General features: G+C 34.3%; 17 protein-coding genes. 7 read left to right on the top strand and 10 right to left on the bottom strand.

Going from position 1 to position 16,710, the window contains the following annotated elements; translation table 11 throughout:
• Positions 1–14 precede the first annotated feature (14 nt).
• From BLV35_RS04725 to BLV35_RS04715, 3 genes are read right to left on the bottom strand one after another with little or no spacing between them, the layout of a single operon-like run.
• The gene (locus BLV35_RS04725) at positions 15–524 is read right to left on the bottom strand and encodes an acyl-CoA thioesterase (RefSeq protein ID WP_091085495.1); all 510 of its coding nucleotides are present in this window, start codon (positions 522–524) and stop codon (positions 15–17) included.
• 42 nt (positions 525–566) lie between these two features.
• Positions 567–950: a DoxX family membrane protein gene (locus tag BLV35_RS04720; RefSeq protein WP_091085493.1), complete on the bottom strand. Its 384-nt coding sequence runs from the start codon at positions 948–950 to the stop codon at positions 567–569.
• Positions 951–954: 4 nt separating this feature from the next.
• Entirely contained in the window at positions 955–2,103 is a 1,149-nt protein-coding gene (locus tag BLV35_RS04715) for a DNA polymerase III subunit (RefSeq protein ID WP_091085490.1), read from the bottom strand.
• A gap of 282 nt (positions 2,104–2,385) precedes the next feature.
• On the opposite strand from BLV35_RS04715, the gene BLV35_RS04710 reads away from it, so the two are divergent.
• The 4 genes from BLV35_RS04710 to BLV35_RS04695 all read left to right on the top strand — a co-directional run bounded on the left by BLV35_RS04710 (position 2,386) and on the right by BLV35_RS04695 (position 7,233).
• A complete protein-coding gene (locus BLV35_RS04710) occupies positions 2,386–3,573 on the top strand; it encodes a phosphoglycerate kinase (RefSeq protein ID WP_091085804.1) in 1,188 nt (395 codons plus the stop codon).
• A gap of 109 nt (positions 3,574–3,682) precedes the next feature.
• Entirely contained in the window at positions 3,683–5,707 is a 2,025-nt protein-coding gene (locus BLV35_RS04705; RefSeq protein ID WP_091085487.1) for a LysM peptidoglycan-binding domain-containing protein, read from the top strand.
• A gap of 48 nt (positions 5,708–5,755) precedes the next feature.
• A complete protein-coding gene (locus BLV35_RS04700) occupies positions 5,756–6,739 on the top strand; it encodes a DUF4837 family protein (protein ID WP_091085483.1) in 984 nt (327 codons plus the stop codon).
• A gap of 47 nt (positions 6,740–6,786) precedes the next feature.
• Positions 6,787–7,233, top strand: a complete 447-nt coding sequence (locus tag BLV35_RS04695) for a GNAT family N-acetyltransferase (protein ID WP_091085479.1) — start codon at positions 6,787–6,789, stop codon at positions 7,231–7,233.
• Here the strand turns inward: BLV35_RS04695 and BLV35_RS04690 are convergent, their stop codons facing one another.
• From BLV35_RS04690 to BLV35_RS04675, 4 genes are all read right to left on the bottom strand, one after another.
• Positions 7,234–8,040, bottom strand: coding sequence for an OmpA family protein (locus BLV35_RS04690; RefSeq protein WP_091085476.1), 807 nt, complete (start codon positions 8,038–8,040; stop codon positions 7,234–7,236).
• Positions 8,040–9,677: a S41 family peptidase gene (locus tag BLV35_RS04685; RefSeq protein WP_091085473.1), complete on the bottom strand. Its 1,638-nt coding sequence runs from the start codon at positions 9,675–9,677 to the stop codon at positions 8,040–8,042. Before BLV35_RS04685 ends, BLV35_RS04690 begins: the two co-directional genes overlap by 1 nt.
• 1 nt (position 9,678) lies before the next feature.
• On the bottom strand, positions 9,679–10,536 hold the full coding sequence (locus tag BLV35_RS04680; RefSeq protein WP_091085470.1) for a DUF4349 domain-containing protein: 858 nt from the start codon (positions 10,534–10,536) through the stop codon (positions 9,679–9,681).
• A 67-nt stretch (positions 10,537–10,603) separates the two neighbouring features.
• Entirely contained in the window at positions 10,604–11,017 is a 414-nt protein-coding gene (locus BLV35_RS04675; RefSeq protein WP_091085466.1) for a ribonuclease P protein component, read from the bottom strand.
• A 244-nt stretch (positions 11,018–11,261) separates the two neighbouring features.
• On the opposite strand from BLV35_RS04675, the gene BLV35_RS04670 reads away from it, so the two are divergent.
• The 3 genes from BLV35_RS04670 (at position 11,262) to BLV35_RS04660 (ending at position 13,766) form a co-directional block, all read left to right on the top strand.
• The gene (locus tag BLV35_RS04670; protein WP_091085464.1) at positions 11,262–11,996 is read left to right on the top strand and encodes a lysophospholipid acyltransferase family protein; all 735 of its coding nucleotides are present in this window, start codon (positions 11,262–11,264) and stop codon (positions 11,994–11,996) included.
• A gap of 10 nt (positions 11,997–12,006) precedes the next feature.
• On the top strand, positions 12,007–12,993 hold the full coding sequence (locus BLV35_RS04665) for an acyl-ACP desaturase (RefSeq protein ID WP_091085461.1): 987 nt from the start codon (positions 12,007–12,009) through the stop codon (positions 12,991–12,993).
• A gap of 119 nt (positions 12,994–13,112) precedes the next feature.
• Positions 13,113–13,766 carry an HD domain-containing protein gene (locus BLV35_RS04660; protein WP_091085458.1) on the top strand — a complete coding sequence of 218 codons (654 nt, stop codon included), beginning with the start codon at positions 13,113–13,115 and terminating at the stop codon, positions 13,764–13,766.
• A 92-nt stretch (positions 13,767–13,858) separates the two neighbouring features.
• On the opposite strand, the gene BLV35_RS04655 is transcribed toward BLV35_RS04660, so the two are convergent.
• From BLV35_RS04655 to BLV35_RS04640, 3 genes are all read right to left on the bottom strand, one after another.
• A complete protein-coding gene (locus BLV35_RS04655; protein ID WP_091085454.1) occupies positions 13,859–14,263 on the bottom strand; it encodes a hypothetical protein in 405 nt (134 codons plus the stop codon).
• A 167-nt stretch (positions 14,264–14,430) separates the two neighbouring features.
• On the bottom strand, positions 14,431–15,213 hold the full coding sequence (locus BLV35_RS04645; protein WP_091085445.1) for an enoyl-CoA hydratase/isomerase family protein: 783 nt from the start codon (positions 15,211–15,213) through the stop codon (positions 14,431–14,433).
• Between the two features lie 9 nt (positions 15,214–15,222).
• A complete protein-coding gene (locus tag BLV35_RS04640) occupies positions 15,223–16,638 on the bottom strand; it encodes a sensor histidine kinase (RefSeq protein ID WP_091085442.1) in 1,416 nt (471 codons plus the stop codon).
• Positions 16,639–16,710 lie beyond the last annotated feature (72 nt).

Here is a 16,710-nt window from a genome sequence, read left to right as displayed (position 1 = left end):
ACAAATTCTATTTTTTACATGAACAGGGCCTTCAACTCTGTTGCTTCTGCCGGTTTCATTTTTCCAGCCAAAACTAAACTGAGTTGTTTTCGTCTTAATGCGGCATCAAAACGTTCTTTTTCGAGTTCCGTTTCTGGGATTATTTGGGGTACTTCTACCGGTCTTCCCGTGTCATCTACTGCTACAAAAGTGTAAATAGCCTCATTAGCCTTCGTTTTATTACCGGATTCTCTATCTTCTACCCAGATATCGATAAAAATCTCCATCGAACTTTTGAAAGCTCTGGAAACTTTAGCCTCAACAGTCACAACACTTCCTAATGGAATGGCTCTATTAAAAGCCACGCTATTTACAGATGCTGTAACTACGATTCTTCTCGAATGTCTTCTCGCAGCGATACTTGCAGCACGATCCATTCGCGCCAGTAATTCACCGCCAAAAAGATTATTCAAAGGATTTGTTTCGCTTGGCAACACTAAATCAGTTAATGTTGTCAAGGATTCGGAAGGATGTTTTGGTGTCATTTTATTTGTCAATGTAATTACTGTTTTCTTTTTTTATGTATTCTAATTTAACCAGTACACGGCCATAACTGCCGGTATAAAATAGATAACAATGGTTCTTGCTCCATCGTAATCTTTTGCTAATCGTTGCCCAAAAAGCAACATAAGTAAAGTTATGCAAGAAAAAACTGCGCCATAAAAACCAAATACTCTACCATTGTTTATCAATAATTCGATGCAACCCACAATACACAAAATACCGGATATTAATTCCAATACCAGCACATTTGCTAAAGCCAATGGTACTTGATTTCGTAAAGGTGTTTTAGAAAAATGACCTTTTAACCATTCGATATTATCTTTCCAATAAAACAGTTTATCGTAACCGGATTGCAGAAAAGAGATCGCTAAAAAAACTAATATTAAAATGGAGGCAACGTTGTTCATATGGTTATTTTTTGTGGATTAGACGTGTAAGTTTTATTGATAAGTCAGTTAATATGATTTTTGCATTTCCATTGCGTTCCACATGATACATTGCGTCAGAAAGTTCTTTAAAGATATCGTGAATGTTATTACCATTTACAAAGGGTGCAAAATTTTCCAATTTGAATTTATCGACTTTGGGTTCAAAATAAACTAACGATTTGGTCTCGTAATTCATCATTAACGCCTGACGAAACATTTCGATACAAAATTGAAGAAACTTCTTTTGGGTTTCTCTTCCCAAGCCTGCAATCTTTTCACTCCAAAGAATCAAATCTTGAATTGCCGCAGCATTTCCTTTTGCTTTGAATGCCGCTCGAACCCAGGTAACAAACCATTGTTCAAAGGGATGTTCTTCATCATCGGCATGAAGTAAGTGTAAGGCTATGTTGTAATTTCCTTGTGCCTGATGTGCAATTTTTGCCGCCAGTTTGGGATCAGTTTGTTCTCTTGTTACCAATGCTTCTGCAATGATAGGCTCGCTCAAACCATTAAAATGTAAAATCTGACATCGAGAACGTATCGTTTGAATTAGATCTTCTTCATTCTCAGTAATCAAAATAAAAACGGTCTTTTCTGGTGGTTCTTCCAGCAGCTTTAATAATTTATTGGAAGCAGAAATGTTTAGTTTATCTGCCATCCAGATTAGCATAATTTTATAACCGCCTTCATATGATTTTAACGACAATGCTTTTAGAATTTCCTGTGCATCATCTACTCTTATTTCGCCTTGCTTATTCTGAACACCTAATATGGCGTACCAATCAAATAAACCGCCGTAAGGATTTGTGGTTATAAATTTTCTCCAATCAGTAATAAAATCAATGCTTTTCGGACTTTTCTTTACTTCTTCGGTCGTTACAGTAGGATAGGCAAAATGTAAGTCGGGATGCGATATCTTTTGGAACTTTAGATTGCAAGCTTGATTGGTACCGCTATTTTCTCCGTTTTGGTTGCCACACAAAATATATTGTGCGTAGGCAATCGCCATGGCTAAGGTACCACTTCCTTCAGGACCAACAAACAATTGTGCGTGCGGGATTCTACCCAAATCGGCACTTCGCGTCAGATGATTTTTAATGTGTTCTTGTCCTAAAATTTCAGAAAATTGCATGAAGCAAAGATATAAGAAAATGGGTTAGTCTAAAATATTACATAGCAAAGTTTACTAAAATGTAACCGCAAAATGACATTGGATATGGAAACCTTTTAGAAAGCGTTATTCCCTCTTTTTGTGAATATATCATTTTTTATTTGACATAAAAATAAATTATTTATGGATTTACATCGATTTCGCTGTTTATGTTTGGGTTTTTTTGATTTTTTCAAATTTATTAATAATCTAAAAGTTCTATATTTGGTGTTCTTTCAAATAAACAAACTAAAAATAGACCTGATGAAGACTTTAAACGATTTTGATTTCAAAAATAAAAAAGCAATAATACGTGTTGATTTTAATGTGCCGTTAGACGAAAATTTTAACGTGACTGATGCTACTCGAATTGAAGCAGCAAAACCTACAATTGATGCTATTTTAGCGCAAGGTGGAAGTGTAATTTTGATGTCACACTTGGGTAGACCAAAAGGTGTTGAAGAAAAATACTCATTGAAGCATATTTTGAAAACAACTTCAGAAGTTCTTGAGGTACCAGTTAATTTTGTTTCAGACTGTATTGGTAAAGAGGCTGAAAATGCTGCAGCTGAATTACAGCCAGGCCAAGTTTTATTATTGGAAAACTTACGTTTCCATAGTGAAGAAGAAGCTGGAGATATTGCTTTTGCAAAACAACTAGCGGCACTAGGAGATATCTATGTAAATGATGCTTTTGGAACAGCACACAGAGCACATGCTTCGACGACTATCATTGCTCAGTTTTTTGAAAACAAAAAATGTTTCGGATTATTATTAGCAAAAGAAATAGAGAGTTTAAACAAAGTATTGAAAAATAGCGAGAAGCCTGTAACGGCTGTTTTAGGTGGATCAAAAGTGTCTTCTAAAATTACTGTTATCGAAAATATCTTGGATAAAGTTGACCACATGATTATTGGTGGTGGAATGACATTTACTTTTGTAAAAGCATTAGGAGGAAAAATTGGAGATTCTATTTGTGAAGATGACAAGCAAGAATTGGCACTTGAAATTCTAAGATTAGCAAAAGAAAAAGGAGTACAAATTCATATTCCGGTTGATGTGGTTGCGGCAAATGCATTTTCAAATGACGCCGAAACTAAAATTGTTGACGTAATAGAAATTCCTGATGGATGGCAAGGTTTGGACGCAGGTCCAAAATCATTAGCCAACTTCGAAAAAGTAATTATGGAATCAAAAACTATTCTTTGGAACGGTCCATTAGGAGTTTTCGAAATGGAAAGTTTTGCTAATGGTACTATCGAACTGGGTAAATATATAGCAGCTTCTACTGCAAAAGGAGCCTTCTCTCTTGTGGGTGGTGGTGACTCTGTAGCGGCAGTAAAACAATTTGGTCTTGAGGACAAAATGAGTTACGTATCTACAGGTGGAGGTGCGATGCTTGAAATGCTTGAGGGTAAAGTATTGCCAGGAATCGCGGCGATTTTAGACTAGAGATTTCACTTTTAACAATTTTTATTGAAGTTTGTAGTTATAACATATTAAGTTTGTAAAAATAACAATTTCTTAATCGTTTAGAATTAAGGATGTTGACAACATTAATATGACTATAAAAAATATATCACTATCCTTCATTTTATTAACATCAATTCCTTCGTTTTCGCAACAATTTGCAGAAAACAAAGGAATTGTTAGTATAGAAACAAATCTATCGTACCTAGATTCAATTAAAAAAACCTTCGTAAAAGACGACATGGCTACCTGTGTAGACAGTTTATGGATGAAGGAATTGACAAATCTGGAGTTGTACAATGATATTACTTCTGATATTGAGAACATCAATATGGATGCGAAGGTAGATTATGAATTGCCTACGGAATTGTTGAAATCAAGATTGGAGGCCATGAATGCAAAATCGCCTTTCAAGATTGAATACAATCAGAGCCTTGAAAATGTAATTAAATCGTTCCTTAAGTACAGAAAGCATTCGTTTGAGCGATTAATGGCAATCTCAGAGTATTATTTCCCCATGTTTGAAGAGGCTTTCGCCAAACAAAATGTGCCTTTGGAGATAAAGTATTTGTCTATTGTCGAATCAGCATTAAACCCAAAAGCCGTTTCCAGAATGGGCGCCACCGGACTTTGGCAGTTTATGTATCAAACTGGAAAACAATACAATTTAAAGATCGATTCGTATGTAGATGAACGAAGTGATCCTTTGAAATCGACAGCCGCAGCCGCAAAATACATGTCTAATATGTATTCCATTTTCGGAGATTGGGAATTAGTATTGGCATCTTATAACTCAGGACCTGGGAATGTGTCTAAAGCAATCAGACGCTCTGGAGGAAAACAAAGTTATTGGGACATAAGAAAACATCTACCTAAAGAAACACAAGGATATGTTCCTGCTTTTTTAGCTACCATGTATTTATATGAATACCACAATGAGCATGGAATAAAAGCAGATAGAGCGGTAGTACAGCACTTTGCAACGGATACCATAATGATTAAGAAGCAAATGTCATTCAAGCAAGTTGCTGATTTATTAGACGTTCCCGTTTCACAATTACAGTTACTGAACCCGTCATACAAATTGAATATCATTCCTTTTTACAACGACGAACATCATTACTTGAGATTACCAACAGAAAAAATTGCCACATTCGTTTCGAATGAAGACAAAATGTATGCTTATATACAACATGAAATAGATGTTAAGGAAAACCCTTTCAGAAATTCAAAAGCTATAGCAAAAAGTGATGAAAATAACACTGAAACAAAAACAGTTTCACAAACTAAAACAAAATATTACAAGGTAAAACGAGGGGATAATTTGAGTTCTATTGCCAGTAAATATGATGTTGCTGTTGCCGAAATTAAAAAATGGAACGGACTTAGAAGTAACTCCATTGGCTACGGAAAAAGTTTGAAAATTATTTCTACAGAAAGCGTTGTGCAAACCGTTAAAAAAGAACCTAGAACGGAAATTGCTTCCACAGATGTAAAAGTCGTGAAGGACGTTAAAATTATAAAAGAGGTTAAGACAGATACCGTTTCTGCAAATGCTACCACTACTTATATTGTTCAAAAAGGAGATAATTTAAACAGCATTGCTCAAAAGAACAATGTTACAGTTGCTGAAATTAAGGAATGGAACAATCTCTCGAATACGACTGTTCAATTAGGAGCGTCTTTAAAGGTTGCAGCAACAAATACCGATACTAAAACGGAGCTTGTTGCAGAAGCAGAAATGAAAGACATTGAATATACAGTCGAAAAAGGAGACAACCTTGGAAATATAGCGAAGAAATTTGGTGCTTCAGTAGCCGATTTAAAAGAATGGAATCAGTTATCAGATCATAACATTGTTTTAGGTAAAGTCTTGGTAGTTGCTAAGAATGAAGTTGCCATCAATACGACTCAAGCTTCGGTAGATTCATTCAAAAAGAAGGATAATGCAGCCGTATCTAAAAAATTGGGAATTGACTATTATGTTCAAAAAGGTGATTCTTTATACAGCATAGCCAAAAAACATCCTGGGATAACGATTTCCGACATAAAAAAGTGGAACGATATTCGCGATGAAAAAATTAAACCTGGAATGAAGTTGAAAATTAGCGGATAATACGTTTAACTTCTATAAATTTGGGTTTTATTTCATAATATAATTAGAATGAATAAATCCCATTTTTTAATACTCCTTATTTCGGTTCTGTTTTTTTCCTGTAAAGAGGAAAAAACTAACGCTATTCGAAAAACGACTGGAAAAGTCAATAATATCTCTGTTATTATTGATGATCAGCTCTGGAATGGCGAGATAGGGGATAGTATAAGAAATAAGTTTGCTTCCCCAGTAATCGGATTGCCACAAGAAGAACCTCTTTTTACCATAAATCAATATCCTATTAAACTTATGGAAGGGTTTATGACGGATAGCCGAAATATTATTATAGTTAAAAAAGGAGATAAAAATTACTTCTCCATAAAGAAAGATGAATATGCTTCACCGCAAAATGTTTTTCATATTTCAGGAAAGACAGGAGAAGACATTGTATCTATTTTCGAAAAAAACACCTCTCAAATAATTCAAATCATTCGCCAGACTGAAATTGAGGAATGCCAAAGAATTAATAAAAAGTCACTTCTTGAAGAAAAATTATTTACTGAAAAATTCAATATCACTATAGACGTCCCATCTGATTATGAAAACATGGTGCAGGATGCTAATTTTATTTGGTTAAAGAAGGAATTAGTAAGCGGAAACACCAGTTTATTAATTTATCAAGTACCCATTAATGCGATAAAGAACAATAAGAATTTGGTTTCAAATATCATTAAAACGAGAGATTCTATAGGTGCTTTATACATTCACGGGAAAGAACCCGATACGGATATGATTACTGAAGAAGCTTATGCTCCTTATTTCTTTAAGATTAAACTGGACGGTAAGTTAACGTATGAAATAAAAGGAACCTGGGAGTTACGAAATGATTTCATGTCGGGCCCTTTTATTAATTACGCCATTTTTGATACAGTAAATAATAGAGTGTTGTTTCTGGAGGGATTTTGTTATTCACCTTCGAAGGAAAAACGAGATTCCATGCATGAATTAGAATCAATCATAAAATCAGTTACAGTGCTTAAAAAAGAATTGTAAAGGAGCACAAATTCCAAAACCTAAATTTTAAATTATAGAAACAATCGATGGCAATAGAATGGAAAATAAAGCCTTTTGAGGCACTTTCAGTTAATGAACTGTATGATTTACTTAAATTAAGAAGTGAGATCTTTGTAGTGGAGCAAAACTGCGTCTATCTTGATCTTGATGGCAAGGATAAGGTAGCATTGCATCTTTTTGCAGAGTTTGAAGGAAAAGTAGTGGCTCATGCCCGACTTTTTAAACCCGGAATCAGTTTTGATAATGCATCAATAGGAAGGGTAGTGGTAGATGCTAATTACCGAGACAGAAAATGGGGTCATGATTTGATGCGGGAAGCCATTGCTGGAATAGCACAGCATTATGGGGAAAGTAAAATAACCATTGGCGCTCAGTTATATCTGAAGAAATTCTATGAAAGCCACGGGTTTGTGCAAAGTAGCGAAATGTATCTGGAAGATGATATTCCACATATCGAAATGAAGAAAGAGTAATTATATTTTTGTAATAAGAAACTCAACTCTCCTGTCATATTCTTCCCCTTTTCCTAAGGGGAATTTATTTCCAACACCCTTATAAGACATTCTTAGGCTATTGATGTTTTTATTCATTAGATATAGGAAAACAGATTTGGCGCGATTTACGGATAGTTTTCGCTCATTAGTTTCCCTATCGATAGCGTCTTCGTAATAACTGGGAGTGCAGCATACATGACCTATAATTTCAAATTCAATTCCATTATTTGAGTCAAGTATTTTAGCGATTTTGTCTAATTCTTGTTTGGATTGATAGTTTAGCTTGCTGCTTCCGAACGGAAAATATATTTTTTCTAAATAAATGCGATCCCCTACTACGTGCTTGTCCTGAAAAGAGTTATAAATCCCTTTCCCAAAGCTGTTTTTCTTCACTACTAGTAAATCGACACGTCGGTTTTTGGATCGTATTTCACCTAGATTTTCTAAAAGATCATCAGTTAAAATGACGCGTCCTTTTCCTTCAATTATTACAATTTTGTTTTTATTGAAGCCATAGGAAATAAGTAAATTACGAACAGCATTTACTCTTTGTTCTGATAATTTATAATTATAATCAGCGGTTCCACGATCGTCACAATAGCCATAGATTTGAATAGATTCTATCTTAGTAGTATCTGCTTTTATTATAAAATCTAAGATCATTTGTTCCTGCTCAGAGTAGAGGTTGTATTTATCAAATTCAAAATAAACAGTTTCTACTTTCCCTGCTTGAGCGGTAAGATAGCTAAAGGACAGCAGAGCTATTATTTTTAAATATTTTAGCATTAAAGTTTTAAAATATTTTTATAGTCAGCACTATTGTTTAAAATACTGACGGATTTTTTTATTTCGGAATTAGTTTTCACATAATATTGATAAAGACCTTCCTGATATTGGTATCGTTTAATAATTTCATCAACAATTAGCCCTTTAATTTCTTCTTGGTTTTTATCCAATAGTGTCTCTTCACTTTTTTGAAGTGCCGCAAGAAGTTGTTCGTATTCTGCGGTAATCGTGGCGTCTATTTTTTCTTTTTTGGCCACAGCCAAAGTGTTTTTTAGTGCCTGCTCTGTCTCGGTATCGAAAGAAATTTTCTGAGTTTTCAAGAATTTTTTAAAATCTAAAAAGTCAGTATTCGAAAAAGAAGGTACTTGTACTCCTAAATTAGGATTTTTGTAATAATAGGCCGTTGCATAATTGAAAATCCCATCATTTTTCAACAATGCATTGGCAATAGGACTTGTTTTTGTTTCTTCAAGTTGGATGTCTGGTAAAACGCCGCCACCGTCATAAACGCTTCTTCCTTTTCTGGTTTTAAAGCTGTTGTAGTTTTTTTCATCCGTTCTGATGGCTACGCCATTTTTATCTTTATGGGCATAGTCTAAAGCTTGAATACACCTTCCTGATGGCGTGTAATATCTAGAAATTGTTACTTTTAACTGGGTGTTGTATGTTAAGTCTATTGGTTTTTGTACCAAACCTTTTCCAAAACTGCGACTTCCCACTATTACAGCACGGTCTAAATCTTGTAGCGCACCCGATACAATCTCTGATGCTGAAGCACTTTTGTCATTTATAATTATTACTAATGGAATTGCCGTGTCGACTGGTTCCATTGTCGTTTTATAAGTGTTGTTGTGTTTTTCGTTTTTCGATTTTGTGGTTACGATAACTTCATTTTTCGGTACAAAAAGATTGCATATGTTTACCGCTTCATTCAATAAACCTCCGGGATTTGCTCTTAGGTCTAATATAATTCTTTCAGCACCTTGTCTCTTTAGTTCCTCTAATGCTTGTTTGGTTTCATAGGAAGCTTTTTTATTAAAATGTGCCAAGACGATATATCCTGTTTTTTCATCAATTTTCGAGAAAAACACCACCGATTTTATTTCGACTTCATCAAGAATAATTTGTGCCGTATTTGTTTTTCCCTGACGGATATATTTAACGTCGATTTTGGTGTTTTTAGCACCTTTCATTAGTTGGGAAGCATCGTCTTTGAAGTCGGATAAAAGAACATCTCCTATTTGAGTAATTTCATCTCCAGGTTTAAGACCAGCTTTATCAGCAGGGAAATCTTTGTAGACCTCACGAATAATTATTTTATCCTCTCTTCGGGTAATCAAAGCGCCTATTCCTGTATATTCCCCGGTATTGTTTATTTTGAATTTGACCACTTCCTGTTCATTGAAATAAACAGTGTAGGGATCTAGACCGGCTAACATGCCTTTGATTGCATTGTCCATTAGGTCTCCAGGATTTGTCTCGTCAACATAGTTGATATTCAATTCCTTGAAAAGCGTAGTGAATATCTCGATTTGTTTTGCAATTTCAAAAAAATCGTTTTTGAAACTGGCGCCTAGAAACAGTAATGCCGAAGCAACTACGGGGACTATGTATTTTTTTTTTAAAATTTTTGTCATCTTAAACGGTTTTTTTCTTAAATCTTTTTTTCACAAAATAGAATACTATTCCAAGGAGAATAAGGAAAGGCCAAACGCTAATTAAACTTATGAAAAAGCTTGAGAAGCTATTAAATCCAGATTTGGCTGCATTCCAGATTTTCATTCCATACGAAACGGTTATGCCACTATCTGGAGCAACCGGTTTGTAAAACTCTACAGTAACTGTACTTAAAGAAATCCTATCTTGTAAATAGTTAAACTGTCCTTGCTTAGCTTCTATTTCTTCACGAATGGCTGATAGTTGTGCCTCAACTTCTAACATTTCCGATACTTTAGTTGCTTTTTTTAATAATTCAATATAGCGATTTTCAAGTACTTTTTTAGTTTTTAATCTCGCATCAATATCAATATATTGAGTCGTTACATCTTGTGCTGAAATTTCTTTATTGTCAAAATAGGAAACGCCTTTTGATATGTTTTTTAAAAAAACATCAAAATTCTGACTAGGAACTCTTATGATTAATCGTCTAAATATAGTGCCGTAATCTTTGCCTTCAGTGTCATTTTGTATTGAGCCACCACTTTCGGTAGTGTTTTTTAATATCTGATTATAAGTAGAATTTAAATCAGTAGTTTCAAATCGAAGATTGGCTTCTTTAATTATTTTTTGTTCTGTAGTTTTTTGTTCTTTCTGAGAGGAGTTAATTGGAGGCTCTTCAGTAATTTCTTCAGCGTTTGCAACTACAGGTTTCACAAATTTTACTTGATCTAATTCTGATGAATTTGGCGACATTGAAAAACCTACTATTTCACTGTCGGATTTTTTACAGCTTGAAAAAGATATTAGCACCAATAAAAACAGAATAATAGATTTCATATTAATTTTATTTAGAGCTAAAACTACAATTTTTTTGATAAATTCTAATTTAATTATCGAGGCGAAATTATTCTTTTACAAGATCGCTATTTGTTTCTGTTTGTTCTTTTTTACCGTTTTGTGCTATAAATTTTTCAAACAGTTGTATGGTCTTGATGTTAATCTCCTCATAAGACAAGCGGTCTTTGGTCTGGTAAAAAAACATGAAAGAATACGGTTGGTCGAGGTTGTCAGTAAGGATGTGTTTATTCAGGCGGTAGGTTTCGCGCAGAACGCGTTTGAAGTAATTCCTGTCAACTGCTTTTTTAAAATTCCTCTTAGAAACAGAAACTCCCATTTTTATTTGCTGACCGTCACTTGATGGCCCGCAATGATATACGAGTCGTAACGGATATTTAGATACAGATTTCCCTTCAGTAAATAATAATCCAATTGTGATTTTACTTTTTAGTTTTTCTTTTTTTGGATAAGTGAAATTCATTTTTCTTTAGAGAGAGGGATTATAGCAGACAAAGGTACAATTAATACTAATTATAGTTATTTATTAGTCAGAAAATGTATAGTATGATGCCGATATAGTCTGAAAAGAGTCCTCCCGATAGCTATGTGGATTATTTGGACTACCATTGAATACATAATCGGTATAAACGCTAAATCTATTATTGTTTAGGAATTAAATAGCAGTAAAAAATATATTTGCTACTTTTGCCGCTTAAATTTTAAGCATGGAAAAAATAATATCGTATCCCATATCTGTAATATATTATTTGTTATTTGGACTTACGTTGGTCATTTTTCACCCTATTCAATGGGTTTGTTTCAATGTTTTTGGATACCAAGCCCATAAAAAAAGTGTGGACTACATGAATTTTATTTTCGTGAGACTCACGAACCTTTTGGGAACAACCTTTAAATTTGAAAATATAGAAAGTGTACCCAAAAATGTACCAATTATATTTGTGTCTAATCATCAAAGTATGTACGATATCATAGCAATGATTTGGTATTTACGTAGATTTCATTGTAAATTTGTAAGTAAGAAGGAATTAGGGAAGGGAATTCCAAGTATTTCCTTTAATTTGCGTCATGGAGGTTCTGTGTTGATTGATAGAAAAGATCCTAAGCAAGCGATTCCTGCAATTAAAGGTTTGGCTGATTATATAGTTGCAAATAACCGTTCGGCAGTTATTTTTCCGGAAGGAACCCGAAGTAAGACAGGGAAGCCAAAAGAGTTTGCGCAAACCGGTTTGAAAATATTATGTAAGAACGCACCATCGGCTTATGTCGTTCCAGTAAGTATAAACAATTCTTGGAAAATCGTTAAATTTGGATTTTTTCCTTTAGGTTTGGGAAATCGGCTTACCTTTGTATTACATAAACCATTAGCAGTAAGTGAATATGATTTTGCTGAGCTGATGGAGAAGACAGAAAGCGCAGTAGTAAATGGAATAAAATTTTAATTTATATAAAATGTCAATAAAAAACATTCGATTAGAAGTTATGCAGTTTTTGGAAAAAAACGTTGATAGCTATGTTGATCAATATTTAATACCTGTTGAAAAAATATGGCAACCAACCGATTTTTTACCCAATTCAGAAAGTGACAACTTTTTTGAAGAGGTTAGAGAGTTGCGAGAAATAGCAAAGGAATTACCTTATGATTTTTGGGTAACCTTAGTTGGAGATACCATTACTGAAGAAGCCCTTCCTACCTATGAATCTTGGTTGATGGATGTTGAGGGAATTGATAACGTAGAAAGAAATGGTTGGTCAAAATGGATCAGACAATGGACAGGTGAAGAAAATCGTCACGGTGATTTATTAAACAAATACCTGTATTTATCTGGGCGTGTTAATATGCGTGAGATTGAAATGACAACGCAACACCTTATCAATGATGGTTTCGATATTGGAACTGGAAGAGATCCTTATAAAAACTTTGTGTACACGAGTTTTCAAGAGCTTGCTACTTATGTTTCTCATAATAGAGTGGCACAAATGGCTAAGAAATATGGAGACAATAAGTTGTCTAAAATGTGTAAGATGATTGCCGGTGACGAGATGCGTCATCACCATGCTTATTCTGAGTTTGTAAGTGCTATTTTCAAGATAGATCCTAGTGAGATGATGCTTGCTTTTCAATACATGATGAAAGCTAAAATTGTTATGCCAGCGCATTTCTTGAGAGAATCAGGAGAGAAAATTAGTACTGCATTCGAACAGTTTTCTGATTCAGCGCAGCGTATCGGAGTTTATACTGCGGCAGATTATATTGATATCATGCAAAAATTAATGGTTAAATGGGAAATTGATAAAATTACCGGTTTAACTGATGAGGCAGAGAAAGCACGTGATTATCTAATGAAATTACCTGCTAGAATGGCTAGAATTTCAGAAAGAATGGTTATTCCTCAAGAATCCCATATTTTCAAATGGGTAGAGCCTGCAAGATTGTAGATTTTAGTTGTAAAAGTAACGAATGTTGATTTCAGAATCAACAATAAAATAAAATACAAATGTTGATTTTTAGAGTGTAATAACTTTAGAAATCAACATTTTTTTATAAAATATAAAAGATGAATAACACAGATATCATTAGTAAGACAATCACTTTTGTTAAAGAGAAATTGAAAAATGCCGAAGGCGGCCACGATTGGTTTCATATTGAAAGAGTCTATAAAAATGCATTGTCGATCGCAAAAGATGAGGTCTGTAATGAGACCATTGTAAAACTGGCAGCTTTGCTTCATGATATAGCAGATAGTAAATTCAATAATGGAGACGAAGGGGTTGGACCAGAAACAGCGAGAGCATTTCTAGAATCAGAGGAAGTGGATGAAGCAATTATTGAGCACGTCATCAAAATTATAGAAAACATCTCTTTTAAAGGCGGAAATTTCAAAAAGGACTTCTTGTCTATAGAATTAGAAATTGTTCAAGATGCAGACCGTTTAGACGCTCTTGGAGCGATTGGTATTGCTAGAGCGTTCAATTATGGCGGATTCAAAAATAGAGCGTTGTACGACCCTAAAATAGCTCCGAATTTAAAAATGACAAAAGAGGAATATAAAAATAGTGAGGCGCCTACGCTAAATCATTTTTATGAGAAACTGTTCTTGTTGAAAGATAAAATGAATACGCCAACTGGTAAGCAAATTGCATTGGAAAGACATCGTTTCATGGAAACATTTATTGCACAATTTTATGCAGAGTGGGATGGAGCAAAATAAGATTTTTGATTGCGGATTAACGATTTTATATTTCAGATCTTTTTCGATTGCTGATTTTTAAATCAAAAATCAGCAATCGTTAATCAAAAATCTTAAATCGAAATCCCTTTTTCTTTCATTTCGATAATTACATCTGAAGCATTTTTAAACGTAGGTGGCTGTTCTATAATGCTTCCTACTCTTTTTTTGTTGAGTTTGAAAGTAATATCGTTTTCAGTAGTGAATAAAAGGGCTGTTAAAAACGGATTGTTCATGTACGGAGCCAATACAATAAAGGCTTCATCAATCGTATGAAAACTTTCTATTTCCTCTGTTTTATACTTTGCACTAAGTGAAAGACTAAAAACGTCATCTTCCAATAACACAGGACGAACATAAATATTTTTTAGTTCTGTATCGCCTATGGTCTTCGCCAAAGTTAACTTGGCATAAGTTCCGTTTTGAATACTTTGTTTTACGCTTTCCCAAAATTGGGCAAATATAGGTTCGTAGGACATGAGTTTAATTTTAGGTTTATTTTCTCTAAAAAGAGAGTGTGCAAAATTAGCTTTTGTATCTGAAAAGAGGGATGTATTCTACGAAAACTTTAATTTTTTAAATAGAAAACCGCAGATCCATAGTTTTAAAAGCAATGAATCTGCGGTGTTTTTTTATATAATAATTTTTACTCTCCAGTAAAGGCAGCTTTTCTTTTTTCTAAAAAAGCGGTTGTACCTTCTTTAAAATCATTGGTTCCAAAACATTTTCCGAAGGATTTAATTTCTGTTTCAAATCCATTTTCACCGTCTTTATAATTAGCATTAATTGATTTAATTGCTTTGCTAATTGCCAATGGAGAGTTTCTCATTATTTTTTGTGCTACTCCGTTGCAGAATTCTAAAAGTTCCGCTTGTGGTACCACATGATTTACTAAACCAGTTCTGTAGGCTTCGTCAGCCGTTACCATTCCGGCGGTCATAATCATTTCCATAGCGCGTCCTTTTCCTATTAATTGAGGTAAACGTTGCGTTCCACCATATCCTGGAATAACTCCTAAAGATACTTCTGGCAAGCCCATTTTAGCATTATCTGAAGCGACTCTAAAGTGACAAGCCATAGCTAATTCTAATCCTCCTCCAAGTGCAAATCCGTTAACGGCTGCAATAACAGGAATTTTTAAGTTTTCGACAAAATTGAATAAAATGTCTTGTCCTTGTGCAGCTAATTGAACTCCTTCTTCAACTGAAAAGTCGGCAAATTCAGCGATATCAGCTCCAGCTACGAATGCTTTTTCACCGCTTCCGGTTAAAATAACCACACGGGTTTCGTAATTTTTTTCCAACTCCTGAAATGCTTCATGCAGTTCTTGAATCGTTACTGTATTTAAGGCATTTAGTTTTGTAGGGCGGTTTATAGTTATTGTTGCAATACTGTTTTCTTTTGCAACTAGAATGTTAGTGTAGCTCATTTTAGTAATTTAAGAGTTAATTATTGGAAGTGACACGGTAAATCGTGTTCCTTTTCCATATTCTGTATCAAAGGTAATTGTTCCTTTATAATTTTCAATGATGTTTTTGATAATACCCAGACCTAATCCCATTCCGCTGTTTTTAGTGGTGAATTTAGGTTCGAAAATACGACTGATATCTTCGGGTTTGATTCCGATTCCATTGTCTTCAACGATAATTAGTACATTGTTGCCGTCTTTTTTTACGGCTACAAAAACGTTTTTGTTTTCCTGTTGTTCGGGTATGGATTGAATGGCGTTTTTAACTAAATTGGTGATGATTCTAATCAATTGTGTTCGGTCTACTTTAGAAATAATTTCGGGAGAATCACTTTCAAAAACAATATGTTCTTCATTGAAAATATCTAGTGACAGTTCAACGACTTCTACTACATTCAGCGTTTCGTTTTGTTGTGCTGGCATAGAAGCAAAATTAGAAAAAGCAGATGCAACGGCGTTCATCGTATCAATTTGCTGAATCAATGTTTCCGAGTAATCTTTCATTTTTTGGATGATGTCAGGATCTTCAGGATTGAATTTTCTTTCGAAGCTTTGGACTGTCAAACGCATTGGCGTCAATGGGTTTTTGATTTCATGCGCCACCTGTTTCGCCATTTCGCGCCAAGCTTCTTCTCTTTCGCTTTGCGCTAATTTCACGGCACTTATCTCGAGTTCTTCGACCATTCGATTATAAGACTTGATCAATAAGTTGATTTCTTTGCTGCTCGCCTCTAGTACTATTTTTTTATTTTTTTGGCCAAAACTAGTTTCGTTTATCCTGTCTGAAATCGTTTTTAGTGATTTAGTGATGTAAGTTGCGAGGAAATAAGCTAGTCCAAATGCCACAATTAACATGAAGGTATAGACTTGCCCTAAACGGATTAAGAAACTATGCAACTCCTTTTCATAAAAGCCGTCATCCTCAAGATAGGGTAAGTTCAAAACACCCAGTGGTTTGAATTTGTCGTCTTTTATTTGAGTAAACGAAGATCTGTTTTTGACGCCATTTATAGTTTTTATGTCTACGTATCGTTTTTCGATAGAAGAACGCACCAGTTTTAATATGTATTTTGGAATAGGTGGCGAAACCTTATCAACGGAAAAAGACTCTTTCGATGATTTTAAAAGCTTTCCTTCTAGACTATAAATGTTTATTTCAATATTATGAATGTGCGCCAGTTCATGAATTTTATCCTTGAAAATTAAATCCAGGTTTTCAGTCGTTAAAGGGTAAGTTGTTGTAGAAAGGACATAATTAATATGCTCCCTAACTGCATTTTCTTTTCTTTCTAATCGCTCTTGATGGTATTCTTTGGCTTCGTTCTTAAATTGGATAATGGAGATGGAAGCTAGCAAAACAGAGGCTACAATTATCAGTACGATCATCGAAAGAAAAATCCGAATTCGTAGCGACAACATCGATAATTTGAAACCTTTTAGCATTGTTCTCTTTTTAGT

The sequence above is a fragment of the Flavobacterium gillisiae genome (genome assembly GCF_900107635.1).
In the GTDB taxonomy this organism is placed as follows: Bacteria; Bacteroidota; Bacteroidia; order Flavobacteriales; family Flavobacteriaceae; genus Flavobacterium; species Flavobacterium gillisiae.
This window is presented reverse-complemented; position numbering and strand designations above follow the sequence as displayed.

Bases quoted from the DNA above. Each gene is read 5' to 3' on its own strand.
- BLV35_RS04725 (WP_091085495.1), bottom strand. From the start codon at position 524: ATGACACCAAAACATCCTTCCGAATCCTTGACAACATTAACTGATTTA.
- BLV35_RS04720 (WP_091085493.1), bottom strand. From the start codon at position 950: ATGAACAACGTTGCCTCCATTTTAATATTAGTTTTTTTAGCGATCTCT.
- BLV35_RS04715 (WP_091085490.1), bottom strand. From the start codon at position 2,103: ATGCAATTTTCTGAAATTTTAGGACAAGAACACATTAAAAATCATCTG.
- BLV35_RS04710 (WP_091085804.1), top strand. From the start codon at position 2,386: ATGAAGACTTTAAACGATTTTGATTTCAAAAATAAAAAAGCAATAATA.
- BLV35_RS04705 (WP_091085487.1), top strand. From the start codon at position 3,683: ATGACTATAAAAAATATATCACTATCCTTCATTTTATTAACATCAATT.
- BLV35_RS04700 (WP_091085483.1), top strand. From the start codon at position 5,756: ATGAATAAATCCCATTTTTTAATACTCCTTATTTCGGTTCTGTTTTTT.
- BLV35_RS04695 (WP_091085479.1), top strand. From the start codon at position 6,787: ATGGCAATAGAATGGAAAATAAAGCCTTTTGAGGCACTTTCAGTTAAT.
- BLV35_RS04690 (WP_091085476.1), bottom strand. From the start codon at position 8,040: ATGCTAAAATATTTAAAAATAATAGCTCTGCTGTCCTTTAGCTATCTT.
- BLV35_RS04685 (WP_091085473.1), bottom strand. From the start codon at position 9,677: ATGACAAAAATTTTAAAAAAAAAATACATAGTCCCCGTAGTTGCTTCG.
- BLV35_RS04680 (WP_091085470.1), bottom strand. From the start codon at position 10,536: ATGAAATCTATTATTCTGTTTTTATTGGTGCTAATATCTTTTTCAAGC.
- BLV35_RS04675 (WP_091085466.1), bottom strand. From the start codon at position 11,017: ATGAATTTCACTTATCCAAAAAAAGAAAAACTAAAAAGTAAAATCACA.
- BLV35_RS04670 (WP_091085464.1), top strand. From the start codon at position 11,262: ATGGAAAAAATAATATCGTATCCCATATCTGTAATATATTATTTGTTA.
- BLV35_RS04665 (WP_091085461.1), top strand. From the start codon at position 12,007: ATGTCAATAAAAAACATTCGATTAGAAGTTATGCAGTTTTTGGAAAAA.
- BLV35_RS04660 (WP_091085458.1), top strand. From the start codon at position 13,113: ATGAATAACACAGATATCATTAGTAAGACAATCACTTTTGTTAAAGAG.
- BLV35_RS04655 (WP_091085454.1), bottom strand. From the start codon at position 14,263: ATGTCCTACGAACCTATATTTGCCCAATTTTGGGAAAGCGTAAAACAA.
- BLV35_RS04645 (WP_091085445.1), bottom strand. From the start codon at position 15,213: ATGAGCTACACTAACATTCTAGTTGCAAAAGAAAACAGTATTGCAACA.
- BLV35_RS04640 (WP_091085442.1), bottom strand. From the start codon at position 16,638: ATGATCGTACTGATAATTGTAGCCTCTGTTTTGCTAGCTTCCATCTCC.